General features: G+C 71.3%; 22 protein-coding genes. 9 read left to right on the forward strand and 13 right to left on the reverse strand.

The genetic code is table 11. From position 1 onward, the window contains the following. Positions 1-18: 18 nt before the first annotated feature. Together Pma05_RS36045 and Pma05_RS36050 are read right to left on the reverse strand one after the other, a co-directional pair. A complete protein-coding gene (locus Pma05_RS36045; protein ID WP_203862014.1) occupies positions 19-873 on the reverse strand; it encodes a phosphotransferase family protein in 855 nt (284 codons plus the stop codon). A 27-nt stretch (positions 874-900) separates the two neighbouring features. Further along, positions 901-2,049 carry a flavin reductase gene (locus tag Pma05_RS36050; protein ID WP_203862015.1) on the reverse strand — a complete coding sequence of 383 codons (1,149 nt, stop codon included), beginning with the start codon at positions 2,047-2,049 and terminating at the stop codon, positions 901-903. A gap of 275 nt (positions 2,050-2,324) precedes the next feature. Between Pma05_RS36050 and Pma05_RS36055 the strand changes: the two genes are divergently transcribed. Together Pma05_RS36055 and Pma05_RS36060 are read left to right on the forward strand one after the other, a co-directional pair. Continuing rightward, positions 2,325-3,317: a Gfo/Idh/MocA family protein gene (locus Pma05_RS36055; protein ID WP_203862016.1), complete on the forward strand. Its 993-nt coding sequence runs from the start codon at positions 2,325-2,327 to the stop codon at positions 3,315-3,317. A 6-nt stretch (positions 3,318-3,323) separates the two neighbouring features. Continuing rightward, on the forward strand, positions 3,324-4,568 hold the full coding sequence (locus Pma05_RS36060; RefSeq protein WP_203862017.1) for a PucR family transcriptional regulator: 1,245 nt from the start codon (positions 3,324-3,326) through the stop codon (positions 4,566-4,568). Between the two features lie 112 nt (positions 4,569-4,680). Here Pma05_RS36060 and Pma05_RS36065 read toward each other — a convergent pair whose 3' ends face one another. Genes Pma05_RS36065 through Pma05_RS36075 form a run of 3 tightly spaced genes read right to left on the reverse strand, consistent with a single transcriptional unit; the run spans position 4,681 to position 7,087 of the window. Beyond that, the gene (locus tag Pma05_RS36065; protein WP_203862018.1) at positions 4,681-5,403 is read right to left on the reverse strand and encodes an alpha/beta fold hydrolase; all 723 of its coding nucleotides are present in this window, start codon (positions 5,401-5,403) and stop codon (positions 4,681-4,683) included. Then, entirely contained in the window at positions 5,400-5,987 is a 588-nt protein-coding gene (locus tag Pma05_RS36070; protein ID WP_203862019.1) for a carboxymuconolactone decarboxylase family protein, read from the reverse strand. The genes Pma05_RS36065 and Pma05_RS36070 overlap by 4 nt, the downstream gene beginning before the upstream one ends. Continuing rightward, the gene (locus Pma05_RS36075) at positions 5,984-7,087 is read right to left on the reverse strand and encodes an LLM class flavin-dependent oxidoreductase (RefSeq protein ID WP_203862020.1); all 1,104 of its coding nucleotides are present in this window, start codon (positions 7,085-7,087) and stop codon (positions 5,984-5,986) included. The genes Pma05_RS36070 and Pma05_RS36075 overlap by 4 nt, the downstream gene beginning before the upstream one ends. 466 nt (positions 7,088-7,553) lie before the next feature. Here Pma05_RS36075 and Pma05_RS36080 point away from each other — a divergent pair, with 466 nt between their 5' ends. The 4 genes from Pma05_RS36080 to Pma05_RS36095 are packed head-to-tail and all read left to right on the forward strand — an operon-like array spanning position 7,554 to position 11,295. Further along, positions 7,554-8,621 carry a substrate-binding domain-containing protein gene (locus Pma05_RS36080; RefSeq protein WP_203862021.1) on the forward strand — a complete coding sequence of 356 codons (1,068 nt, stop codon included), beginning with the start codon at positions 7,554-7,556 and terminating at the stop codon, positions 8,619-8,621. A gap of 52 nt (positions 8,622-8,673) precedes the next feature. Next, a complete protein-coding gene (locus tag Pma05_RS36085) occupies positions 8,674-9,516 on the forward strand; it encodes an ABC transporter permease (protein ID WP_203862022.1) in 843 nt (280 codons plus the stop codon). Continuing rightward, positions 9,513-10,559 carry an ABC transporter permease gene (locus Pma05_RS36090; protein WP_203862023.1) on the forward strand — a complete coding sequence of 349 codons (1,047 nt, stop codon included), beginning with the start codon at positions 9,513-9,515 and terminating at the stop codon, positions 10,557-10,559. Before Pma05_RS36085 ends, Pma05_RS36090 begins: the two co-directional genes overlap by 4 nt. Further along, positions 10,552-11,295 (forward strand): ABC transporter ATP-binding protein, encoded by a 744-nt coding sequence (locus tag Pma05_RS36095; RefSeq protein WP_203862024.1) that lies wholly within the window; start codon positions 10,552-10,554, stop codon positions 11,293-11,295. Before Pma05_RS36090 ends, Pma05_RS36095 begins: the two co-directional genes overlap by 8 nt. 161 nt (positions 11,296-11,456) lie before the next feature. Here Pma05_RS36095 and Pma05_RS36100 read toward each other — a convergent pair whose 3' ends face one another. Then, positions 11,457-12,326 (reverse strand): fumarylacetoacetate hydrolase family protein, encoded by an 870-nt coding sequence (locus tag Pma05_RS36100; RefSeq protein WP_203862025.1) that lies wholly within the window; start codon positions 12,324-12,326, stop codon positions 11,457-11,459. After that, positions 12,323-13,408 carry an Ldh family oxidoreductase gene (locus tag Pma05_RS36105; protein WP_203862026.1) on the reverse strand — a complete coding sequence of 362 codons (1,086 nt, stop codon included), beginning with the start codon at positions 13,406-13,408 and terminating at the stop codon, positions 12,323-12,325. The genes Pma05_RS36100 and Pma05_RS36105 overlap by 4 nt, the downstream gene beginning before the upstream one ends. A 102-nt stretch (positions 13,409-13,510) precedes the next feature. On the opposite strand from Pma05_RS36105, the gene Pma05_RS36110 reads away from it, so the two are divergent. Then, positions 13,511-14,599, forward strand: coding sequence for an amidohydrolase family protein (locus tag Pma05_RS36110; RefSeq protein WP_203862027.1), 1,089 nt, complete (start codon positions 13,511-13,513; stop codon positions 14,597-14,599). Between the two features lie 26 nt (positions 14,600-14,625). Here the strand turns inward: Pma05_RS36110 and Pma05_RS36115 are convergent, their stop codons facing one another. The 5 genes from Pma05_RS36115 to Pma05_RS36135 form a co-directional block, all read right to left on the reverse strand. Continuing rightward, positions 14,626-15,705: a Gfo/Idh/MocA family protein gene (locus Pma05_RS36115; RefSeq protein WP_203862028.1), complete on the reverse strand. Its 1,080-nt coding sequence runs from the start codon at positions 15,703-15,705 to the stop codon at positions 14,626-14,628. Further along, positions 15,702-16,838 (reverse strand): Gfo/Idh/MocA family protein, encoded by a 1,137-nt coding sequence (locus Pma05_RS36120; RefSeq protein WP_203862029.1) that lies wholly within the window; start codon positions 16,836-16,838, stop codon positions 15,702-15,704. Before Pma05_RS36120 ends, Pma05_RS36115 begins: the two co-directional genes overlap by 4 nt. Position 16,839: 1 nt before the next feature. Next, positions 16,840-17,856: an amidohydrolase family protein gene (locus tag Pma05_RS36125; protein ID WP_203862030.1), complete on the reverse strand. Its 1,017-nt coding sequence runs from the start codon at positions 17,854-17,856 to the stop codon at positions 16,840-16,842. A 360-nt stretch (positions 17,857-18,216) separates the two neighbouring features. Further along, complete coding sequence (locus Pma05_RS36130; protein WP_203862031.1) at positions 18,217-18,963, reverse strand: SDR family oxidoreductase; 747 nt, start codon at positions 18,961-18,963, stop codon at positions 18,217-18,219. Continuing rightward, complete coding sequence (locus Pma05_RS36135; RefSeq protein WP_275414808.1) at positions 18,960-19,805, reverse strand: NAD(P)-dependent oxidoreductase; 846 nt, start codon at positions 19,803-19,805, stop codon at positions 18,960-18,962. Before Pma05_RS36135 ends, Pma05_RS36130 begins: the two co-directional genes overlap by 4 nt. 161 nt (positions 19,806-19,966) lie before the next feature. Between Pma05_RS36135 and Pma05_RS36140 the strand changes: the two genes are divergently transcribed. Together Pma05_RS36140 and Pma05_RS36145 are read left to right on the forward strand one after the other, a co-directional pair. Beyond that, positions 19,967-21,502 carry an aldehyde dehydrogenase gene (locus Pma05_RS36140; RefSeq protein WP_203862033.1) on the forward strand — a complete coding sequence of 512 codons (1,536 nt, stop codon included), beginning with the start codon at positions 19,967-19,969 and terminating at the stop codon, positions 21,500-21,502. Beyond that, positions 21,502-22,212 (forward strand): enoyl-CoA hydratase/isomerase family protein, encoded by a 711-nt coding sequence (locus Pma05_RS36145; protein WP_203862034.1) that lies wholly within the window; start codon positions 21,502-21,504, stop codon positions 22,210-22,212. Before Pma05_RS36140 ends, Pma05_RS36145 begins: the two co-directional genes overlap by 1 nt. Before the next feature lie 208 nt (positions 22,213-22,420). Here Pma05_RS36145 and Pma05_RS36150 read toward each other — a convergent pair whose 3' ends face one another. Continuing rightward, entirely contained in the window at positions 22,421-23,617 is a 1,197-nt protein-coding gene (locus Pma05_RS36150; RefSeq protein WP_203862035.1) for an RNA-guided endonuclease InsQ/TnpB family protein, read from the reverse strand. Positions 23,618-23,619: the final 2 nt, after the last annotated feature.

Consider the following 23,619-nt stretch of genomic DNA (forward strand, 5'->3'; position numbering starts at 1 on the left):
CGTGGCGGCTTCGGGGCTTCACCCGAACAACCAATCGAGCGCGGTGAGGGACTTGTCGACGTAGCGGAGGTCGTCGGTGTCGAGCCCGTACGCGAGGTCCTCGAAGACCGAGCAGCGGGCGTAGCAGACGGCCCGTTGTCGTAGCGCCGCGTGCTCGGCGTGGTATGCGCGTAGCGCCGCGTCCAGGGCGACCGGGCCGAGGTCGCGGTAGAGGAGGCCGAAGTCGCGGGCCGGGTCGACGAACGCGGCGTCGCTCCAGTCGATGACACCGGTCACCGCGCCGTGCGCGGGATCGACGAGCAGGTGCTCGATGCCCAGGTCGTTGTGGGAGAAGACCAGCGGGTACTCACCCGCCGGCGGTGTGCTGGCCAGGAACGCCTCCACGGCAGGACGGTGGACCTCCGGTACCCGTGCGGACACCGACCGGTAGGCCGCACCGGCCTCCGCCAGCCATTCGGGCAGGGAGTATTCGTCCGGCCCGGCCAGCGACGCCAGTCGCTCCGTGCCGGTCGTGTGCAGCGCGGTGAGCAGTTGTCCGACGGTGGCGCCGACCGACGCTCCGTGCGTCGAGCGCCAGGACGGGGCAAGCTCCAGCAGGGGGCGGCCGCGCAGCTTGAAGTAGGCCAGGCAACCCAGCTCGGGGACGGCGAACGCCGGTTCGGGTACCGGCAGCGGAGAGACCCCGGCGACGGCGGTCAACAGCCGCACCTCGCGGGCGACCTCGGCGGCGTCCTGGGGCGTCTTGGCGAGCCGGACCACCAGCTCCCCGTTGACCTCGTACGCGACGTTGTCGCCACCCTGCCCCAGCACGGATACCGTCCGGGGAACGTACCCGGGCAGATGTGCCGTCACCAGCTCACGGACGTCGCCCATATGATCATCCTATCGTCCGTTCTCCGACTAGAGCCGTCCGCCGGTGAACGCCAGGATCTCGCGGACCCGCTCCTTCGCCAGCTCGCAGTAGTCGACGGCGGCCCGCGTCGCCGCCTCCGGGTCGCGTCGCTCGAACGCGTCCACGAGGCGACCCTGTGCCGCCACGAACTTCTGCGAGGTCCCGGGCGTCGAGCCGAACGAGCGGGTCATCACGCTCTTGATGCTGAGCCGACCGAACGTCGAGGTGAGCAACGGATTGCGGGCCAGCGACACGAGATATTCGTGCATCGCGTAGTTGGCGTCGAGATAGCCGTGGAAGTCCACGAACCGGTCGCCGACGAGCAGCGCGGCCATCACCTCGAAGCGGCGCCGTAGTTCGGCCACCTCGTCGTCGGTCACCCGCCCGAGCGCGAGCGCGATGACGCCGAGTTCGATCGCGAGTCGGGCGTCGAAGGTCTCGTCCGAGGTGCGTACGTCGAACGGCGCGATCACGTAGCCCCGGTCCGGGTCGCGGCGGACCAGCCCGTCCGAGGAGAGCCGGGTGAGTGCGTAGAACGCGGCGGCCTGGTCGACCTCGAGCCGATTCGCCAGCTCCTCCAGCGGCAACGCGTGGTCGGCCGGGTATACCCGGCTGAGCAGCAGTTCGCGCACCCGGCCGTAGACCTCGTCGTCGCGGGCGAACTCGAACCGGCCGAACCCGCCGCGGAAGTAGGTCAGCGGCTGGCCCCGGCCCGCGCTCGCGGACGCCACCCGACCGAGGAAGATCGTGTGGGTACCGCCGGTGACCGTCTCGACCACCTCGCACTCGAGGTGCGCGAGCGCGTCGTCGAGCAGCGGCAGCCCGAGGGTACCGGTGCTGACGGCGACGTCCCGGAACTTGTCGCTGCTCGCCGTGGCGAACTGCCGGGCTAGTTCGCCCTGCCCCTCGCCGAGCACGTTGACGGCGTACCGCCCGGACATCGACACCGCCCTGGCGGTGGGAACGGCGTTGTTGATGCAGGCGAGCATCATCGGCGGGTCGACCGAGAGCGACGTCACCGAACTCGCCGTCATGCCGTGCCGCCTGGCCCCCGTCTCGGTCGTGATCACGGTGACCCCGCTGGCGAGGTGCCCGACGACGTGCCGGAAGTGCGCCGCGTCCACCGAGCCCGCCGTGCCGGTGCTGCCCGGGTTCATCCCCTACCTCCCTCACCTGCCGGACCGGTTGGCGACGACGCGCCCGACCAGCCCTTCCCGCCGGTACCGCTCATCGAACAACGTGGTTCGAGGGCGCGCACTGGCGCGAGCCGTGAAAGTGCGCGATCCGGGGTGCCGGGGACCGTAACGGGCCGCCGACCGCTCCGTACCTCGGCACGCCCGCCGGCGGGACTGACGGATTCCGTGATCGCGGCAGCCGAGATTCATGTCCCCGGACAGTCCGCCTGCCAGCTCCCGGCGGCTTGACTGCGGGGGTGACCAACGCAGCGGTGGTGGGCCTCGGATGGTGGGGCCAGAAGATCGTCGCCGATCTGGCCGACAGCGAACATCTCCGGGTCGTCCTCGGCGTGGACGTCGCCGAGTCCGCCCGGGCGCGGGTGGCCGGGCGCGGCATCCGGGTCGCGGCCACGCTCGCGGACGCGCTCACGGACGCGGCCGTCGAGGCGGTGATCCTCTGCACGCCACACCGGCTGCACGCGGAACAGATCATCGCGGCGGCCCGGGCCGGGCGGCACGTCTTCTGCGAGAAGCCGCTGACCACCAACGGCCGGGAGGCCCGGGCGGCGATCGCGGCGGTACGGGAGGCGGGTGTGCAGCTCGGCATCGGCCACGAGCGTCGCTTCGAGCCGGCCGTCGCGCGGCTCCGCGAGATGTGCCGCAACGGGGAACTCGGTACGCCGCTGGTCTTCGAGGGGAACTTCAGCCAGGACAAGTTCCTGGACCTGCCGGCCGACAACTGGCGGCTCTCCGCCACCGACGCGCCGGTCGGCCCGCTGTCGGCCACCGGCATCCACCTGGTCGACCTCGCGATCGCGATCTTCGGCCGCCCCGTCGAGGTGTGGGCCCGGCTCGGCACCCACGCGACGACGTTCGAGAACGGGGACACCCTCACCATCACGATGGGCTTCGAGGCGGGACGCACCGCGTTGATCACGGCCGTGCTCACCACACCGTTCGCGGGCCGGGTGACGGTGCTCGGCTCGACGGCGTGGGTGGAGATCCGGGACCGCAACCACCCCGAGCTGCCACGCGGCTGGGACGTCACCACCGTACGCCGGGGCGAGGAGCCCGGCACCGTCTTCTTCCCGCCGCATCCGAGCGTCCGGGAGAACATCGAGGCGTTCGCCCGCTCCGCCGCAGGTGAAGCAGCGTACCCGGTGTCGTACGAGGAGATGCTCGCCAACGTCGACGCGTTCGAGGCGATCACCCGTTCGGCGCAGACCGGCCTCGTGGAACCCGTGGGATGATGCCCCATGACCAGCGGCGACCCCTCGTGGTTCGACAGTAGCCCCCTGCCCGAGTCGGTACGCCGGTGCGTCGACAGCCTCCCGATCGAGGAGTTGATCGACACCGTTCTCGAACGGTGCGTCTCCACCGCGTTCCCGCAGCACGCCCACGACGAGGAGTTCGTCGGCCGGCTGCGGGCGAGCGTCTCGCAGAACGCGTACGCGCTGCGCGACGTGCTCGCCGGCCGGATCGCCCTCGACGACGTGCCGCTCGCCAAGGTGCTCGGCTTCGCGACCGTCCAGGCCCAGTTGAGCATCCCGCAGAAGGCGATGCAGCGCTCCTACCGGGTCAGCTTCTACACCCAGTGGGAGCGGTGGGCCGCCCACCTGCACGAGGTACTGGTCGCCGGCGAGATCCCCCGCGACGAGGCACTGGAGATCCAGGCACAGCTCACCCGGGGCATCCTCAGCTACCAGGACCATGTCGCCTCGCGGGTCGCCGAGACCTACACCCGGGACTACGAGGCGCTCAACCGCTCCCGGGGACACGTACGCAAGGGTCTGGTCCGGGACGTCCTGCGCGGCCAGGGCCGGTCGCTGACCGCCAGCGACCTCGCGATCCTGGCCTACCCGCTCGACGGACACCACGTCGCCGTCCTGCTCCCGCAGATGGCGGAGGGCGCCGCCTCGCATCTCGCCGACGGCCTCCGCGCGGCGAGCCGGAGCCACCAGTCACTGCCCTACGCGCTCACCCTCGGCAGTACGGTGGTGTGGCTGTGCCGGCTGGACCCGTGGCCGGCATCCTCGCTGGAGTCGACCGTCGACGTGCTGCGCAAGGTGGGCGCCACGGCCACCGTGAGCAACCCGGGCAGGGGTGTCGACGGCTTCGTCGCGGCGCTGCGCCAGGCCGAGGACGCCGAACGGATCCGTGCCGCGTGGGGGGAGGCCGACGCGCCCACCGTGGTCCGGTACGCCGACGCGGGCCTGGAGATCCTGCTGCTCCAGGACCACGAGCTGGCCCGTACGTTCCTGGAGACGGAGCTGGGGCCGCTGGCGCGGCACACCAACGAGATGGCCCGGCTCCGGGAGACGCTGGAGGCGTCGTTCCGGTTCGGCAGCCATGTCGCGGCAGCGGAATACCTGCAACTGCACGAGCACACGGTGCGCAACCGGTTACACAAGGCCGAGGCGATGCTCGGGCACTCGCTCCAGGAGCGACGCACCGAACTCCAGGTCGCCGTACGGCTGTTCCGGCTGTTCCGGGAGAGCTGATCCGGCTGCTCTCGGAGAGCTGATCCGGCTGCTCTCGGAGAGCTGATCTGGGAGAGCTGTTCCGGGAGAGCTGACGCCGGGCGGGTGGATGCCGCGCGGACCCGCCGCACGGTCAGCGGAGGAAGGCCGCCACCGCCTCGGCGAACGACCGTGGGTGTTCGTAGGCCGTGGCGTGCCGGCCCGGCAGCCACCCGAGCGTCGCCTCGGGGAGCGTCGCGGCGAACCACTCGGCCGCCAACCGGAACGGCGGCGCGTCGTCCGCCCCGCACGTCACCAGCGTCGGCGCCACGATCGAGCCGACCCGGTCGGTCGTGTCCGCGACGGCCAACGCCTCGCAGGTGCGGGCGTAACCCTCGGGGTCACCGGCGAGCACCATCCGGCGTACCCGTGCGACCGTCTCGGCCGCGTCGCGGCGGAACGCCTCGGAGAACCACAGCGCCTCCATCGGTTCGACGGCCGCCGCGAGGCCGTCCCGGCGTACCGTCTCCGCGCGGTCCCGCCACATCGCGCGCATGGCCTCCGGGTACACGGCGACGGCGTCGGCCACGACGAGCCGCCGTACCAGGTCGGGCCGGCGGGCGGCGAGCACCTGGGCGACGATGCCACCGAGCGACACCCCGACGAGGTGCACCGGCCCGTGCCCGGCGAGCAGTTCCTCGACGGCGTCGGCGAAGTCCTCGACCGTGGCGTCGCGCGCCGGCAGCGGGGCGGACCCGTGCCCGGGCAGGTCGGGCACGACCGGCTCGCCGAGTACGTCGGGCAGGGCCCGGACCACCGGCTCCCAGAACCGGTGGTCGACGCCGAGCGGGTGCAGGAGCATCAATGGAGTCGTCATGCGACCTCCCGCGCCGGCAGTCGTGGTGCCCCGTCCGGCGGCGGCGTCCGCGCGGCGTTCATCGTCATCGCCAGCGTCGTGTAGTAGCCGGCGGTGGCGACGGCCTCGACGACGCGTACCTCGCCGAGTGCCGCCACCGCGGCCGTGTAGACCGGGTCGGAGACCTGGCGGGTGGTGTGCAGCTCGTCGACCAGGTCGTAGACGAGCCCGACCTCGGGCCGACCGGCCGTCGGCCGCACTCCCCGGGCGACGGCCTCGACGACGGCCGGGGGAAGCCCGGCCCGCAACGCCAGCGGGTGGTGGTAGCCGAACTCGAAGTCCTGGTCCCAGGCCCGGGCGACGTAGAGGATCACCAGCTCCACCAGGTCGTCGTCGAGCACGCTGTCGAAACGCAGGTACTCCCCCACCAACTGGAGCCGGGTCATCAGCTCCGGGCTGCGCAGCAGCGGCACGAACGGCCCGACGAGCCCGCCCCGGGGACCGGCCGCGATCCGCGCGACGGCCGCGCGCTGCGCGTCGCTGAGCGCGGCGTCGGCCAGCGGTGGCAGCAGATCGGGCGGCAGCGGGGGCAGCCGGTCGGTCACGCCTCGGCGCCCAGCGCCGCGTTGACGTCCGGGATGACCTTCTGGGCCATCAGCTCCATCGAGCGGCGCGCCAGCGTCGGGTCCACCCAGTCCAGCCCGGCGTAGACGAGTTCGCCGAACGCGCCGACCTGCTCGCGGAAGGCCAGGATCTGCTCGGTGACCGACTCCGGCGTGCCCGTGATGACCAGGCTGTCGAGCACGTAATCGAGGGTGATCTCGTCGTCGGGCTGGTCCCGGCGGGTCTTGAACAGCTCCAGCCGGCCGAGCTTGCGCATCTTCTTGAGCATCTGCGAGTAGTAGAAGCGGTACGGGCTCGCCTCGTCGTCGCGGCCGTACGCCCGCGCCACGGCGGCGTCCTCGGCGACGAAGACGGTACGCGCGACCCGCCAGTCCGCCGGGTCGGCCAGCTCGCCGACCGTCTCCTTGCCCTGCACATAGTTGGGCCAGTGCGTGGCGACCCACTGCGGCAGCAGGAAGTTGGCCGAGAGCGGGTGGAAGTCGCGCCGCCCCATCGCGATGACGCCCTTGGAGAACGGCGCCACCACGGTGCCGACGATCTCGGGACGGGGCTGCTGGAGCGGCTTCGGCAGGAACCCGACCCCGAGTTCGCGGTCGAGAGTGGTCGCGGTACTGACCGTGAAGCGGTTGTCCGGCAGGTCGATCGCGTACGGCGGGTCCAGCTCCCAGATCTTGAGGATCACGTCGATCGCCTCGGCGAAGATCTTGTTCCGGTCCTCGTCCAGGATGCCGAGCGCCTCCGCGTCCGAGGCCAGTGCACCCGGGCTGATGCCGAGGATGAACCGGCCGTCGCTGAGATGGTCGAACATCGCCGAGTTCGCCGCGACGAGTACGGGATGCTGCTGCGACAGGTTCGTGGTGCCGGTCGCCAGCCGGATCTGCCGGGTGTCGCCGATCAGCGTCGCGAGGAAGAGCAGGCTGTTGGTGATGTTCTCGTGCCGGTCGGTGAGGTGCTCACCGATGAACGCGTCGTGGAAACCGAGCGAGTCCGCCAGTACGACGGCGGCCCGGTCCTCCTCGAGCGTCTCGGCCCAGGTCCGGCCGAGCGGGTGCAGGGGCATGGCGAAGTAACCCAGTCTCACGGCGTGCTCTCGCTTCCTGTGCCTTCCCGGGGTCGGTCTGGCCCCGCATATCGCGCAGTCTCGTCGGCGATCCGGGTCCGGGCAGTGGCGCGCGCTGTGAATCTCTCCGCAGTGGATGACGCGAGCCGTCAGTGCCGCTGCACGGGACGTTTCGGTATATCTACCGCGCCACCGGCGGCCGGAAGCTACGCCGCCGCCAGCACGGCGGCGCCGGTGACGAGCGGCCGGAGGTCCGGCGATGCCCTGTCCGGCCAGCGTGCCCCGCCCGGTCGTCCGGACTCGCGGACCGGCCCCCACCGGCCCGGCGCGGCAGGTTCCGGGCCGGGTTACCGGTGTGTTACAGCCTCCGCCACCAGCTTCGGCGAAAAATCACGGCCTCTGACATCGCGGGTACCCGGCGTCGCCAATGTAATGAGTGATCAGAGTCACTCCGCCGAAGGGCTCCGTAGAAGAAGGGCAGGACACGGTGCATCTCACACGACGACTACGGCTGACAGCACTCGGCACGACCGTGGCGGTGCTGGCGCTGGCCGGCTGCGGCGGTGACGGGGCCGGCACCTCGGGTGACGGCGATACGAAGGTCATCCGCTTCGCGTTCGCCCCGGACCCGGTGTGGGACCTGATGGACGACGCGGGCGTGATCAAGAAGTGGGAACGGGAGAACAACGTCCGGATCGAGACCAGCACCACCTGGGACGAGTTCACCTACTTCGCCGGCGGACACGGCGACATCGTGTCGATGTCGACCCAGGAGACCCCGGTGCTGGAGGCCGAGACCGGTATCAAGACGGTCACCTTCGGCAAGTACAACTACCAGCGGGTGCCGCTGCTGCGCCGGGCCGGTGACTCCTACGAAACCCTCGCCGACATCCCGAAGGGCTCGAAGATCTGCGTCTCCGGCCCGACGTCCAACACGGCCTTCTGGACCGTACTGGCCAAGGAGATGCACGGGCTCGACTACCGGGTCGGCGGCGGCGACTTCCAGTTGGTCGTCAACGACCACTTCGTGAACCCGACCAACCTGCTGCGCGGCGACTGCGCGGCAGCGGCGGTGATCCCCGAGGCCGCCGTGCCCCAGCTCCGGAAGGGCCAACTCGAAATCATGTACGGCGGCAAGCTCCCCTTCCAGCTCTACGACGAGTTCGCACCGAAACGCGACGGCAAGCTGCACGTCCTCGGCAACAACTTCACCGCCACCGAGAAGTGGTTCGACGCCAACCAGGACCTCGCCGTGAAGTTCCTCGAACTCTGGCAGGTCGGCATCGAGATGTGGAAGAAGAGCAAGGCCACGACCGTGACGAAGTACCCGCAGCACTTCTCGGTCGAGAGCAAGGAGGACATCGAGTTCATGACCGAGTTCGTCAACGGCGCCAACGACTGGTTCGTCGACAGCCCGTTCCTGGAGAGCCAGGAGTGGATCGACTCCGAGCAGGCGATCTGGGAAATCATGAAGAACTTGAATCCCGGCAACGCCAACTACCTGGCGGCGGACGCCCCGACTCCCCGGTTCGTGGCCCTCACCCCGCGCGGCTGACCGGCTAGCGGCCCGCCCCACGTCCACGCCATCCGAGCAGAGGAGATCTCCCGTGGCAACCGCAGTTGCCTCACCCCCGACCTCCGCCCCACCGCGTACCAGCGAGGAGGAGCGAGTCCGGGCCGCCAGACGCCGGGACCGGATCAACGCCGTCGCCTGGCGGCTCGCCGGCTACGCGTTCTTCCTCGGCCTCTGGGAGTTCGCCTCGGGCCGCCTCATGGACGAGCGGCTGCTGCCCGGGCCGGTCGACGTACTCCGCACCTTCGGCGAACTCTGGGCCTCCGGCAAGGTACCCGGGGCGTTCGCCGACACGCTGACCCGGATCGGCATCGGTTTCGCCATCGCGTTCGTCGTCGGCGCCGCGATCGGGATCCTGATGCAGAACCGCCTGCTCAACGGCTTCTTCCGGGACGCCGTCACGATCGGTGTCACCACTCCCGGCCTGATCTGGGCCCTGATCACGGCGATCATCTTCGGCAACCGGCCCTGGGGGCCGCTGATCGCCATCGTGCTCACGACGTTCGCACTGATCAGCGTCAACGTCGCCGAGGGCATCAAGGCACTGCCGAAGGACCTCATCGACATGGCGAAGTCCTTCGGGGTCGGCGTGGTACGCCGCAACCGGCAGATCGTGATCCCGCACCTGGCGCCGTACATCTTCACCGGGGTCCGGTTCGGCTTCTCCATCGCATGGAAGGTCACCGTGCTGACCGAGGTCTTCTCCTCGTCCAGCGGGATCGGCTTCGAGATGCGTACGGCCAGCCAACTGTTCCGGCTGCCGGAGTTCCTCACCTGGATCCTCGCGTTCTACGTCTTCGCGCTGCTGCTGGAGAAGGTCGTCCTCGAAGTGATCGAGCGCCGGTTCTTCGCCTGGAGGGACACGATCAAGTCATGAGCGCCACCGACACCCGCCGCGACACCGGCCCGGCCGACACCGCCGCGCCCGACACCGTCGACGAGCTGCCTCGGCGCCGGCGGTCCCACCCCGTGGTCCGGGTCCTCCGCAGCTCGCTGGCCGGTCGCATCGCCTTCCCGATCGTCTGCCTGCTCGTCTGGCTGCTGGCGATCAGGATCGTCACGTCGATCTGGCCGTTCGCGGTCGACGTACTGCCGACGCCGACCCAGGTGTTCAGCTTCATGTGGGACGAGCTGACCGGCGAGACCCTGGCGCCGCGCAACGTCTACGAGACGTTCGGCATCTCGCTGCGGCGCCTCGGCATCGGCATGGCCATCGCGATGGCGATCGGCACGGTCATCGGCCTCGGCATGGGGCTCTCGAAGCGGGTCAACGCCTTCTTCAACGACTGGGTGGTGGCCATCCTGGCGATGCCCAACCTGGCCTGGGCGCTCTTCTGTAGCCTGGCGTTCGGCTTCGGCGACGTCGGCCCGATCGTCACCGTGGTACTCACCGGCATCCCGTTCGTGATCATCAACGTCCGGGAGGGGGTCCGCAACGCGCCGACCGACCTGTACGACATGGCCCGGGCGTTCGGGGTCAGCCGTGCCGACACCATCCGGCACGTGCTGCTCCCCTCCCTGATGCCGTTCATGTTCGCCGCCGCCCGCTACGCGTTCGCGCTGGGCTGGAAGGGCCTGGTCGTCGCCGAGGTGTTCGGCGGCGAGGACGGTGCCGGATGGACGATCAAGTTCTGGTACGACGCCCACCGGGCCTACGGCGTCATCGGCTACGCGCTGCTGTTCGTCGTCTTCGCCCTGCTGTTCGAGAAGTTCCTGTTCGACCGCCTCTCCGGCTACTTCTTCCGGTGGCGGCCCGAGGTGAACGCCGCCGACGTGGTGGAGCAGCGGTTCGACGCGCCGGGCGTCGCCACCGCCACCGCCACCGCCGACAGCGGCAACGGCACGCACGCGACGACCACCGGCCCGAAGCCAGAGCGCGGCGCGGGCGGCGACGAGACGAGGAGAAGCCACGATGGCTGAGATCACGGTACGCAACCTGCACAAGGAGTTCGGCGTCGGCGCGGACAAGATCGTCGCCCTCGACGACGTCAACCTCGACATCAGCGGACACGTGTTCGTCTCGATCGTCGGCGCCTCCGGCTGCGGCAAGTCGACGCTGCTCAACATCCTCTCCGGGATCGAGACGCCGAGCCACGGCCAGGTGCAGATCACCGAGGACGGCAGGCCCGCGGCCAAGGGCTACGTCTTCCAGGCCGCCCGGCTGCTGCCGTGGCGTACGGTGATGGACAACCTGCTCTTCGTCCAGAAGGACCGCTCGGAGCAGACCCGGGCCCGCTGCCAGCGCTACCTCGACATGGTGCAGCTCGGCGACAAGGGCCGGAAGTACCCCGGTGAACTCTCCGGCGGCATGCAGCAGCGGGTCGGCATCGCGCGGGCCTTCTCCACCGAGCCGGACGTGCTCTTCATGGACGAGCCGTTCAGCCACCTCGACGCGATCACGGCGCGGTCGCTGCGGGCCGAGCTACAGAACATGTGGCAGGAGACCAGGAAGACCGTCATCTTCGTCACCCACGACGTGGGCGAGGCGGTGGAGCTCTCCAACCGGATCCTGGTCTTCGCCAAGGGCGGTCACCTGGCCGACGACATCGACATGCCGCTGCCCTTCCCGCGCGACGTGGCGGACCCGGAGGTCGCGGTGGCGAAGGCGAACGTCTTCCGGACCTTCGAGCAGATCGGGGCGCTCGCGGTCAGCTGACCCGACGACCTTGGCCGCGCCGACCCGCTCCTGGAGCGACGCGGACGCGACGAGGACGCGACGAGCGGGGGCGATCCGGACCGCCCCCGCTCGTCCTCCCCGGTCGGCCAACCGGGGGCAACAGCACGGTGCCGACCGGGACCACTTCCGGGATCAGCCGGTCACACCAGCGGGTTCGTGAGGGTGCCGAGGCCGTCGACGCTCACCTCGACGACGTCGCCGGCCCGCAGGTAGCGCGGCGGGGTGAACCCGATGCCCACCCCCGCCGGCGTACCGGTGGCGATCACGTCGCCCGGTTCGAGGAGTACCGACACCGAGATCGTGGCGATCAGGGTCGGGATGTCGAAGATCAGGTCTGCCACCGGGGCGGCCTGGCGCTGCTCGCCGTTGACGGTGGTACGCACCCACAGCTTGGTCACGTCGACGATCTCGTCCCGGGTGACCAGGGCCGGGCCCATCGGGCAGTACGTCGCCGCGCTCTTGCCGAGGAAGAACTGCACGTGCTGCCGCTGTAGCCTGCGTACCGTCATGTCGTTGACGATCGTGTAGCCGAAGACGTGCGCGTACGCGTCCTCCGCGGCGATACCTCGACCGCCCTGGCCGATCACGACGGCGAGTTCGCCCTCGTAGTCGCTGGTGCCGGTCGAGTCCGCCGATACGTGGACCGGGTCGCCGGAGGCGACGACCGACGACAGCGCCTTGGTGAACACCACCGGGTGGTCGGGTACCGCCTGCTGCTGCGATGCGTCGAAGCCGCTGCCGGCGAACTCGGCGGCGTGCTCCAGGTAGTTCTTGCCGATGCACATGATGTTGTTGCGGGGGCGGATCGGCGGCAGCAGGCGTACCTCGGTCAGTGGGACGCCGGCGCCGGACCCGAGCTGCGCCGCGGCCCGGTCCAGCGCGGCGTCGCCCGCGGCGACCAGGTCGACCATCGACGTGGGCAGCCCGGCGTCGAACGGCACCACCTCGTCTTCGCCACGCAGGGCACCGATCCTGGTCCGACCGCCGTACTCGAAGGTGACCAGCCTCATCGAACTCCTCCTTCTCCCGCCGGGGCGGGGACGTCGTCGTACCCGGGCAGCGGCGGGACGCCGAGCCGGCGCCCGCGCTCGACCAGCCCGGCCAGTACGGTCGGCTCCGGGTCGTAGCCGTGCGCGCGATGGTGCTGCCACGCCCGTGCGGCCCGGTCGCCCGGAAGCCGGACCGCGTCGCCGCGCAGCGGGTCGGCCGCGCGCAGCTCGTCGAGGTGCCCGGTCAGGTCCGCGAGCACCTCCGCCAGCGGCCGGAAGAGGTCGACCCGGAACGCCACCAGAAGTTGCCCGGTGTTGGTCGGCGTCACCGTGTCCACCCGGTGGTCGACCACGGCGCGGCCGAAGGCGGCGCCGTTGAGGACCCCGGCGAGCAGGCCGATCGCCATGGTCAGCCCGGAGCCCTTGTGGCCGCCGATCGGCACCAGCAGGCCCTCGTCGGCACGGTGCGGATCGGTGATCGGCGCGCCCTCGGCGTCGACCAGCCAGCCGACCGGTAACGGTTCGCCGGCCAGCCGGGCGACCTTGATGGCGCCGTGCGAGGCGGCCGTGGTGGCGATGTCGAGCAGGTACGGGTGGCCGCCCGCCGCCGGGATCGCGACCGCGACCGGATTGGTGCCGAGCAGGGGTTCCCGGCCACCCCACGGCGGCATGCCGTTGGCGTTCGCGACCGCGAAGTAGAGCCCGACCAGACCCCGTTCGGCCAGCATCAGCGGATAGAGCCCGGCCGCGCCGGCGTGGTTGGAGCGTACGGTGCCGACCACGGCCACCCCTGCGGCGAGCGCCTTCTCGGCGGCGATCTCGGCGGCCCGGGTCACCGCCACCTGCCCGAGCCCGTTGTCGGCGTCGACCTGGGCGGCGACCGGCGTCTCCGACCGCACCCGGAGGTCGGGCCGGACGTTGATGCCACCGGCCGCGATCCGGTCCAGGTACGGCACGACCCGGATCAGCCCGTGCCCGGCGCGGCCCCGGAAGTCCGCCTCCACCAGCCGGCGGGCCGTCGTCTCCGCGTGCTCGGCCGGCACGTCGTACGCCGTGAAGAGGGAAGCGGTGAAGCCCACGAGTGCGTCGAAGGAGAACGGCATGCCAGGTCAGCCCCTGTCAATCGTGGAAACCATCAGGTTTGCCGCCCGCCCACCCGCACGCGCGCATGTCACGGTCGTCGGGCCGTGGCTAGGGTCGGCGCCATGACGACGGAGACCCCGACCGAGCGGCCCGGCGAGTGGTGGCCGGAGCTCGCTCCGGTGGTACGGCCGACCACGGCCACGAAGCCGGCGTACCGGACGGTCGACGTGCACACGCACCTGTCCGTACCGGCGGCGGGCGCGCTCGCGGCCCCGCACCTCCGGCCGGAGTACGAGCCGCGGATCCGCTACTCGTCCGCCGAGACGCTCGCCTACAACCGGGAGTACCGGGCCAGCGCGCGGCAGACCGGCCAGTTCGAGGACGCCGACGTACGGCTCGCCGACATGGACCGGCAGGGCATCGACGTGCAGGTGCTGTCGGTGCCGCCGACGGAGTACTTCTACTGGCTCGACGAGGACGAGGCGCTCGCCGCCTGCCGGCTCCAGCACGACCGGTTCGCCGAGGTCGTCGCCGCGCACCCGACCCGGTTCACCGCCGTCGCCAACCTGCCGATGCGGCACCCCCGGCTCGCGGTCGAGGTGCTGCGGGAGGCCCGCCGCGACCACGGGTTCCACGGCTTCGAGCTGAGCGCCGACGTCGTCGGGCTCGACCTCGACGACCCGCGCTACGACGTCGTCTGGGAGGCGGCGGTCGAACTCGGCATGACCGCCATCATGCACCCGCAGGGCTTCACCCACGGGGAGCGGTTCACCGACTACTACCTGGTCAACGTCATGTGCATGCCGCTCGCCTCGACGCTGGCGGTCACCCGGATGATCCTCGGCGGCGTCTGGCGGCGGCACCCCGAGCTGGCGATGGTCGTGGTGCACGGCGGCGGCTACCTGCCGTTCTACTCCGCCCGCACCGACCACGCGTACGCGGTGCGGCCCGAGCTGCGCCGGCACATCGACCGGCCGCCGAGCGAGTACCTGCGCCGGCTCTACTTCGACACGAACGTCTTCGACCCGGCGATGGTGCGCCAACTCGTCGACCGGTTCGGTGCCGACCACGTGCTGCTCGGCACCGACTACCCGTTCGACATGGGCACCGTCGACCCGCTCGGCTTCCTGGAGCGGGTCGAGTTGACCGAGCACGAGCGACGGTTGGTGCTCGGCGGCAACGCCGTACGGCTGCTGGGGATCCCCGGCTGACCCGGCGTCGGGTGGCGGCACGGGCGTCAGCCCCGGTCGACGTACGGCTCTGCCAGCGCGAGCTTCACCTGCTCGCTGGTCAGCGGCAGCGAGACGACCTCGTTGGTCTCCGCCGACAGGTCGGCGGCGAGGTAGACCTCCATCGTCACCCGGGCCAGGTGCGGGTCGACCATCACCGGTCGGTCGTGGGCGACGGCCTCCAGGAAGTGCGTGGTCTCCCGCTCCATCGGGCCGGCGTAGACGTGGTCGACGTATTCGCCGGGCATCGTCGAGAGTGGGAACCGCACGCCGTTCGCCACCGTGTTGACGACGATGTCGCGGTGGCTGGCGTCGGCGATGACCGCCCCGTCGGTGCCGAGCACCTCGATCCAGGTCGTCGACTGGTTGGGATAGCCGGGCGGCAGCGACATGCCGGCGCCGACGGTGACGACGGTGCCGTCGTCCATGGTGACCAGGATGTACTGCGTGTCCGGCACCCCGAGGGTGGCCTCCCGGACGCCCCAGGCGTTCTGCGAGTAGACCCGGACCGGGCGGCGCGGCTCCAGGCACCAGAACGCGAAGTCGAGATCGTGGGTGGCCTCCATCGCCGCCGGCGAGAGCTTGGTACGCGTGCTGATCTTGGCGCCCAGCGAGCGGGTGATGTGCCGGCTCACCAGGATGCTCGTCACCCGGCCGAGGGTCCCGTCGCCGATCGCCCGCTTCACCATCGCCTGCTTGGCGTTGAACCGCTGGGAGTAGCCGATGGTGAACTTCAGGCCGCCCTCGTCGGCCAGCCGGATCAGCTCGTCGGCCTCGTCGAGGGTGAGCGCGATCGGCTTCTCCAGCAGTACGTGCTTGCCGGCCTCCAGCGCCGCCCTGGCCATCGGGTAGTGCAGGTGCTCCGGAGTCGTGGAGACCATCACCGCGTCGACCGCAGGGTTGCCGACGACCGCCTCCCAGTCGGCCGACGCGGTCGTCGGTGACGTAGCCGCGACCAGCTCGCGGAGCCGGTCCGGGTTGGTCTCGGCCAGGTGCAGTTCGTGCACGAGCGCGCTGCGGGAGCAGGCGACGGCGCGGATGCCGCCGCACCAGCCGGTACCGATGATGCCGACGTTGAGCTGCTTCACGACGCGTCCTCTCGTAGGCCCTCGCGGAGTTCTTCGGGGGTGACGGGGAGGGCGACGGCACGGCCGCGCCGGGCGGACAGGTCCATCGCCATGGTGAGCAGGAGGTTCGAGTGCCCCTCGGCGGCCGTGGCGTGCGGGGTACGCACCCCCATGCCGAGCCGCCCGAACCAGGACATCGTCTCCTCGCGCATCGGTCCCCAGAGCAGCCCGTCGGAGAGGTCACCGGGCGGGTAGCTGCCGAGGAAGTCGACGTTGCGTACGGCAGGTGCCTGGAAGCCCCGGCTGTCGTAGCCGGCCGGCTGGCCGTGTTCGGAGGCGACGATGACGTCCCGGTGGGTGTCCTCGATGTCGATGACGCCCTCGGTGCCGACGATGCCGATCTCCAGCCCGTAGACCGCGCCCGGCCAGATCGCCGGCAGCGCCCAGCTGATGTTCATGCTGAAGATCGTGCCGTCGTCCATGGTGAAGACCCCGAACGTGGCGTCCTTGGTGCCCAGCGGGCCGAGCAGCACGTCGGTGGAGCGGGCGTACACCTCCACCGGGGTACGCCCCTCCAGCAGCCACATGCTCATGTCCAGGCTGTGCGTGCCGGAGACGACCATCGGGGTCAGGTTGGTGGTGTCGGTGACCTTGCGCAGCGTCGCGTCCGGGACCATCCGGTTCATGAACGCCCGGGTGACCACGGAGGTGACCCGGCCGATCTGCTGGTCGCGGAGCCGCTGCTTGACCGCCAGGAACCGGCGGCGGAACCGCTGCGTGTAGCCGACCACCGCGTCCACCCCGGCGGCCTCGATGGCGCGCAGCACCCGCGCGGACTCGACCGGGTCGGTGGCGAGCGGCTTCTCGATGAACAGGTCGTGGCCGTGGTCGACCGCCCGCAGGATCGGGTCGACGTGCTCCCGCTCGTCGGTCGCCACGATCACCGCCGTCACCTCCGGGCGGGCGAGCAGTTCGGCCACGTCGGTGGTGGCGAGGTCGGCCCGGGTGTCGGTGGCGAGCCGGTCCAGGGTCGGCCGATGTACGTCGCAGAGGCCGAGCCAGCCGACTCCCGGGTACTCCCGCGCCAGCACCGCACGGATCCGGCCGATCGCCCCGCAGCCGATCACGGCGAGGCCGATTCCCTCCCCGGCCATCTCAGGCCAGTCCGAGCAGCCGGGCGGCGTTTCCACCGCTGATCAGGTCGAGCTGCCGCTGGCTGAGCCCCGGTGTCGCCCCGAGCAGCGCCAACGGGTCCTCGTCGCCCATGTCGTACGGGTAGTCGGTGCCGAGCAGGACGTGCTCGGCGCCGTACCGGTCGACGAGGAACCGGAGCTGCTCGGGCTCGAACACCATCGTGTCGAAGTAGAAGTTGCGCAGATAGCTGCCGGGTTGCCGGGGTACGCCCTCGCTGATGTCCTCCCGGGCCCGCCAGCCGTGGTCGATCCGGCCCGGGTACGCCGGCAGGTACCCCCCGCCGTGCACCACCAGGATCTTCAACCCCGGGTACCGCTCGACGACCCCGTTGAAGATGAGGTGCGCCTGCGCGAGGGTCGCCTCGAACGGGTGCCCGATGATGTTGACGAAGTTGTGTCCCTGTAGCCGGTCGGCATGGGTGGTGCCCTGGGTGTGGACCACCACGACGACGCCGAGCCGCTCCACCTCGGCCCAGAACGGGTCGAGCCGGGGCGAGGCGATCTCCTCCCCCTCGACATGGGTGCCGATCTCGATGCCCCGCATCCCGAGCACGGTCGCCAGGTGGCGCAGCTCCCGCACCGCCGCCTCGGTGTCCTGCAACGGTACGGTGCCCAGCGGCAGGAACCGGTCGGGATGCCTCGCGGTGGCCTCGACGAGTTCCTCGTTCATCAGCCGGGCGACCTTGGCCCCGAGTTCGGCATCGGCCCAGTAGTAGTACTGGTAGACGGCGATCGCGACCGCCTGGACGTCGACACCCATCGCGTCCATGTCGGCGAGCCGGACGTCGAGCACGTCCATCTTCGGCCTGATCGCCGCGAGCTGGCGCTCGTTGACCCGGCGGGTGGTGGCGTTGCCGTGCCCGAGCGCGACCCGGCCGGCGGCCAGCGCGGCGGCCTTCATGAAATCGGCCGCCGGTCCGCACTCCCGGTGGCAGTGGATGTCGATCACGGGTCCGTCGGTGCGTTGTGCCCTGGTCATCTCTTCGGTCCCTCCCACCGCTGCGGACTCGTCGCGCCCGACGCTAAATCCGGCACCGACGCGCCACAATGTGGGTTTCCGGCAATCTCGGCCGGGCCGGATGCCATGTCGGAAGAGGCACCCGCGTGGCGCGGGCAGCGGCCCGAGTCGGCCCGGCTGCGACACGCGGCCCAGCACGAGGCCAGCGGCGTAATGCCGGGAGAGGGAACTGGGCGTCATGCCGGCAGCGGCAGCGGCGCGCCTGGGGAGCCGCAGCGGCGTGATGCCGAGCAGCACTGGCGCGGCGTGGGGAGCCGCAGCGGCGTGATGCCGGCAACGGCACTGGCGTGGATGCCGGGAGCGGCTGCGGCGTGGCCGGGTTCAGCGTCCGCCCGACACGTCGAGGACGGTGCCGGTGACGTACGACGCGGCGGGCGAGAGCAGCCAGACGACCGCCTCCGCGACCTCGACCGCGGAGCCGGGGCGCCCCATCGGCTGTCCGGTGCCGAGCCGTGCCACCCGCCCCGGGTCACCACCGGCCGCGTGGATGTCGGTGTCGATGATGCCCGGGCGGACCGCGTTGACCCGGATGCCGTAGCCGGCCACCTCCAGGGCGAGTCCCCGGGTCATCGTGTCGAGCGCGGCCTTGCTGGCGGCGTAGTCGACGTACTCGTGCGGCGAGCCGAGCTGGGCGGCCCGGGACGACAGGTTGACGATCGCGCCACCGGCGGCACCGCTGGCGGTGGACATCCGGCGGACCGCGGCGCGGCTGCACGCGGCGGCCCCGAAGACGTTGACGGCGAAGACCCGGGCCCAGCGGGCGGTGTCGATCTCGACCATCGATCGTTGCGTTTCGAGGATTCCGGCGTTGTTGACCAGCGCGGTCAGTGGCCCGAGTTCGTCGGCGACGGCGAAGAGCCGCGCGACGTCGGCGTCGTCCGCCACGTCGGCGCGTACCGTGCGTGCCTCGACGCCGCGCTCCGACAGCCGCGCCGCCAGCGCGGCGGCCTCCGCGTCGCGCGACCGGTAGCCCAGCACCAGGTCGTGGCCCCGGTCGGCGAGCAACTCGGCGACGGCGGCGCCGATCCCTCGGGTGCCGCCGGTGACGACGGCGACCGGGCGGCTCACCGGGCGCCCTCCGGGCGGGGTACGGCGTGGGCGAGCGCGGCGATGTCGTCGTCGCCGTGCCCCGCCGCCGAGGCGGCCCGGAGCAGGTCGAGGGTGACGGCGGTCAGCGGCGCCGCGGCGCCGGCCTCGGCGACGACGAACCCGGCGTCCTTGACCCCGCCGTCGACGGCGAAGGAGGCCGGATAGTCGCCGGCCGCCATCAGCGCGCCCTTGGCCGCGACGAACGGCGACTCCATCGGGCCGCCCTGGATCGCCTGGAGGAACTCCGCCGGGGCGAGGCCGAGCGCGCCGGCCACCGCCATCGACTCGGCGACGGCCGCCGTCACGTTGAGCACGAACGCGTTGGCCGCGAGCTTGAGCCGCGACGCCGCTCCCGCCTCGCCCAGCCAGACGGTCCGGGAGCCGATCGCGGCGAAGACCGGGGCGAGCACGGCCCGGGCCTCCTCGGGCCCGGACGCCAGGACGACGAGAGTGCCCTGCTCGGCCGGGTACTTCGTGCCGAGTACCGGCGCGTCGACGTAGCGCAGCCCGAGGTCGGCCGCCACCTCGGCCAGCCGCGCCGCTCCGGCGACGCCGACGGTGCTGGTCTGGAGCAGCACCGCGCCCGGCGCGAACGCGCCGTCCGCGTCGCGGAGCACCGTCTCGACGGTGTCGGCGTCCCACAACATCGTCAGTACGACGTCCGCGCCCCGGACCGCGTCGGCGACCGTCGCCACGACCCGGGCGCCGGCCTCGGCAAGGGGGGCCGCCCGTTCGGGTGTGCGGTTCCAGACGGTCAGCGGCAGCCCGGCGGCGGCGATGTTGCGGGCCATCCCGGCACCCATCACGCCGGTACCGAGCAGGCCGACACGCGGAGCGAGCCCCGGAGCGCCAAGCGGCTCAAGCCCTGAAGCGCCAAGCGGATCAAGCCCCGGAGCACCGCGCGGAGCGAGCCCCGGAACATTGACCTCGGCGGGGCCTCTGTATACCGTCACGCCAGTATGTATACCAAGCGGGAGGCGCCATGACCACGGCCGACATCCGTCCGACGGTGCGGCTCACGGCCGGCCCGCTCGCGACCGGGCTGCGTATCGGCGGCCGGGTCGTCGCGGGACGCGGGCCCCGGCTCGACGTCGTCAACCCGGCCACCGGTGGCCTGCTCGCGATCGCCGACAGCGCCGACCGGGCCGACGTCGAGGAGGCCGTCCGGGTCGCGCAGGCGGCGTTCGACTCCGGCGTGTGGAGCCGGATGCCGATCCACGAGCGGTCCCGGATCCTGCACCGGTTCGCCGACGGGATCGCGGCCCGGATGGCCGACCTCTACCGGCTGGAGACCGCCAACAACGGCCGGCCGCTGACCGAGACGAAGGCACAGATCACCCGGCTGCCGGAGTGGTACCGCTACAACGCCGCGCTGCTGCTCGCCGACCGCGACGCGGTGGTACCGATGCCCGGCCCCTACCACTCCTACACCAGCCGGCTCCCGCTCGGCGTGGTCACGATCCTCGCGTCGTTCAACCACCCGATGATGATCGCGTCGAAGTCCCTCGCCCCCGCGCTCGCGACCGGCAACTCGGTGGTACTGAAGCCCTCCGAGCAGACTCCGCTGACCGCGATGCTGCTCGCCGACATCGCCCACGAGGCCGGCATTCCCGCCGGGGTACTCAACGTCGTCAACGGGCTCGGCCCGGTGGTCGGGGCCGCCCTCACCGAACACCCGCTGGTGAAGAAGGTGGTGTTCACCGGCGGCACCGAACCCGGCCGGTCGATCGCGCTCGCGGCGGCGCGGCGCTTCGCCAAGACCACCCTGGAACTCGGCGGCAGGTCGCCGGTCCTCGTCTTCGCGGACACCCCGGTCGAGGTGGCCGCGCGCGGCGCCGCGTTCGGCGGCTTCGTCGGGGCCGGCCAGACCTGCATCGCGGGCGGCCGGCTGGTGGTGCACCGCAGCATCCACGACGAGTTCCTCGCCGCGCTGACCACCGTCGCCGAGGGAATCCGGATCGGCGACCCGGGCGACGAGGCCACCCAGTTGGGTCCGGTGATCTCCGCCCGGGCCAGGGACCGGATCCTGGACCGCATCCACGACGGCGTACTGTCCGGGGCCCGGGTGGTGACCGGTGGCGGCGCGGCGACGGTACCCGGGCTGGAGGGCGGCTTCTTCGTGCAGCCGACCGTACTGGCCGGGGTCACGAACGACATGCCGGTGGCCCGCGAGGAGATCTTCGGGCCGGTCGTCGTGGTGATCCCCTTCGACGGCGAGGACGAGGCCGTGGCGATCGCCAACGACTCGCCGTACGCCCTCGGCGCCGCGATCTGGACCCGCGACCTCGCCCGCGCCCACCGGGTCGCGTCCCGGATCGAGGCCGGGATGGTCTGGGTCAACGACCACCACCGCCTCGACCCGTCCTCGCCGTGGGGCGGCCTCAAGGAGAGTGGCATCGGTCGGGAGGGCGGCTGGGAGTCCTTCCACGACTTCACCCAGGTACGCGCGGTGACCGTCCGGACCGCCCCCGACGACGTGGACTGGTACGGCGGCACAGCGACCGGAAGGCTGAACTGATGAGCAGTGACCTGGTCATCCACTCCGTGCGGGACGGCGTGATCCTGGCCGAGCTCTCCCGGCCGCCGGACAACCTGTTCAGCATCGAGCTGTGCCGGCGGTTGGCCGCCGTGCTCGACGACCCACCAGCGGGTGCACACGTGCTGCGGCTCCGGGCCGCCGGTGAGGTGTTCTGCCTCGGCCGCGACCGGGGCGGCTCGACCCCGGCCGAGGTACGCGCCGAGGCCGAGGCGCTGGCCGGGCTCACCCGCTCGGCGCAGCGGACCAGGCTGGTCACCGTCGCCGAGGTGCAGGGCGACGCGGCCGGCTTCGGCGTCGGCCTGGTCGCCGCCTTCGACGTCTCGGTGGCGGTACGCGAGGCGACCTTCCGGTTCCCCGAGGTCGGGATCGGCCTCGCCCCGGCCCTGGTCCTCGCCTGGCTGCCCCGGGTGGTCGGCCGCCGGGAGGCGTTCTGGCTCACCGCCACCGGAGAGCCGCTGCCCGCCGGGCGGGCGGCCGACCTCGGCCTGCTCAACGAGGTCGTCGACACCCGCGACGCCCTGACCGAGCGGGTCGACGACATCGTCGCCCGGCTGCGCACCCGCAGCCCCCGGGTGCACGGCGACATCAAGGAGATGCTCCGGGTCTTCGCCGACCTCGGCGACGAACGCGCGCTCGACGTGAGCATCGACCGGCTCGTGGTCGGGTCGCTGCGCCGGGGCGAGAGCTGACGGCGCGACGCCCGGCATCGCGGAGATGCTGTCGTGGGCACCGGATGACCGACCGGGTGAGGTTGGTCCGCTACTCGCCGGGCGGGTTCGACCCGGCCGTCGTCGCGAACAAGGCGCGGCCGACCGCAGCGGAGCAGGGGGCGGGATCGCCTGCCGGCGAGGAGGTGGTACCGCTTGACTTCCTCCCCCTCCTGAAGGAGGGGGATTCCTACGGCTCGCGCCGTAGGGGTTTCTGGTTCATCGCCGACTGCCCGCCTGGAGTACTCCGTTGAGGTCTTACACCAGCTCCACAGACAGACGCCGTCAGCCCGACGGCCAGGATGTTCTTCGCCGCGTTCACGTCCCGGTCGTGGGTCGTTCCGCAGTCGCACGTCCAGGTGCGGACGTTCAGCGGCATCTTGCCCTGCGAGGTGCCGCAGACGGAGCACAGCTTGGAGGAGGGGAACCAGCGGTCGATCGCGATCACTTCGCGCCCGTACCACTGGGCCTTGTACTCCAGCATGCTCCGAAGTTCCGACCATGCCGCGTCACTGATGGCGCGGGCCACGCTGCCGTTCTTCACCATGTTCCGAACGGTGAGGTCCTCGATCACGATCGTTTGGTTTTCACGAACGAGCCGAGTGGTGAGCTTGTGCAGGTGGTCACGCCTGCGGTCGGTAATGCGGGCGTAGACCTTGGCGGCCTTCCGGCGGGCCTTGGCCCGGTTCGCCCCGTCACCCTTGGCCTTGCGGGCAAGCTGCCGCTGGGCTTTGGCCAGGTGCTCGCGGTCGCGGCGCTCGTGCCGGGGGTTGGCGATCTTCTCCCCGGTCGAGAGGGTCAGCAGGTGGTCGAGCCCGACGTCGATGCCGACGGCCGTGTCGGTGGCGGAGAGCGGCTGGACGGACGGGTCCTCGCACAGCAGGGACACGTACCAGCGGCCCGCAGCGTCCTGGGACACGGTCACCGTAGACGGGGACGCGCCCTCGGGGAGCGGACGGGACCACACGATGTCGAGCGGCCCCGCCATCTTCGCCAGGGTCAGTGTGCCCTCCCGGAACCGGAACGCGCTGGTGGTGTACTCCGCCGACTTCCGCGACTTCTTCCGCGACTTGAAGCGCGGGTACTTCGCGCGCTTGCCGAAGAAGTTCGTGAACGCCGTCTGAAGGTGCCGCAGTGCCTGTTGGAGCGGGACGGAGGAGACATCGTTGAGGTACGCGAGTTCCTCGGTCTTCTTCCAGGCCGTCAGCATCGCCGACGTCTGGTTGTAGTTCACCCGCTCCTGCCGCGTCCACGCTTCCGTGCGCGCCGCGAGGGCGAGGTTGTAGACCTTCCGCACGCAGCCGAACGTGCGGGACAGCTCTGCTGCCTGCGCATCGGTCGGATAGAAGCGGTACTTGAACGCCCGCTTCACGTGGGTGGCCCTCACAG

The organism is Plantactinospora mayteni (assembly GCF_016862935.1).
GTDB classification, from domain to species: Bacteria; Actinomycetota; Actinomycetes; order Mycobacteriales; family Micromonosporaceae; genus Plantactinospora; species Plantactinospora mayteni.

Excerpts from the sequence above, each read along its gene's own strand:
- Pma05_RS36120 (WP_203862029.1), bottom strand. The coding sequence starts at position 16,838 with ATGGCCGGGGAGGGAATCGGCCTCGCCGTGATCGGCTGCGGGGCGATC.
- Pma05_RS36095 (WP_203862024.1), top strand. The coding sequence starts at position 10,552 with ATGGCTGAGATCACGGTACGCAACCTGCACAAGGAGTTCGGCGTCGGC.
- Pma05_RS36140 (WP_203862033.1), top strand. The coding sequence starts at position 19,967 with ATGACCACGGCCGACATCCGTCCGACGGTGCGGCTCACGGCCGGCCCG.
- Pma05_RS36110 (WP_203862027.1), top strand. The coding sequence starts at position 13,511 with ATGACGACGGAGACCCCGACCGAGCGGCCCGGCGAGTGGTGGCCGGAG.
- Pma05_RS36100 (WP_203862025.1), bottom strand. The coding sequence starts at position 12,326 with ATGAGGCTGGTCACCTTCGAGTACGGCGGTCGGACCAGGATCGGTGCC.
- Pma05_RS36050 (WP_203862015.1), bottom strand. The coding sequence starts at position 2,049 with ATGAACCCGGGCAGCACCGGCACGGCGGGCTCGGTGGACGCGGCGCAC.
- Pma05_RS36090 (WP_203862023.1), top strand. The coding sequence starts at position 9,513 with ATGAGCGCCACCGACACCCGCCGCGACACCGGCCCGGCCGACACCGCC.
- Pma05_RS36125 (WP_203862030.1), bottom strand. The coding sequence starts at position 17,856 with ATGACCAGGGCACAACGCACCGACGGACCCGTGATCGACATCCACTGC.
- Pma05_RS36045 (WP_203862014.1), bottom strand. The coding sequence starts at position 873 with ATGGGCGACGTCCGTGAGCTGGTGACGGCACATCTGCCCGGGTACGTT.
- Pma05_RS36065 (WP_203862018.1), bottom strand. The coding sequence starts at position 5,403 with ATGACGACTCCATTGATGCTCCTGCACCCGCTCGGCGTCGACCACCGG.
- Pma05_RS36105 (WP_203862026.1), bottom strand. The coding sequence starts at position 13,408 with ATGCCGTTCTCCTTCGACGCACTCGTGGGCTTCACCGCTTCCCTCTTC.
- Pma05_RS36060 (WP_203862017.1), top strand. The coding sequence starts at position 3,324 with ATGACCAGCGGCGACCCCTCGTGGTTCGACAGTAGCCCCCTGCCCGAG.
- Pma05_RS36145 (WP_203862034.1), top strand. The coding sequence starts at position 21,502 with ATGAGCAGTGACCTGGTCATCCACTCCGTGCGGGACGGCGTGATCCTG.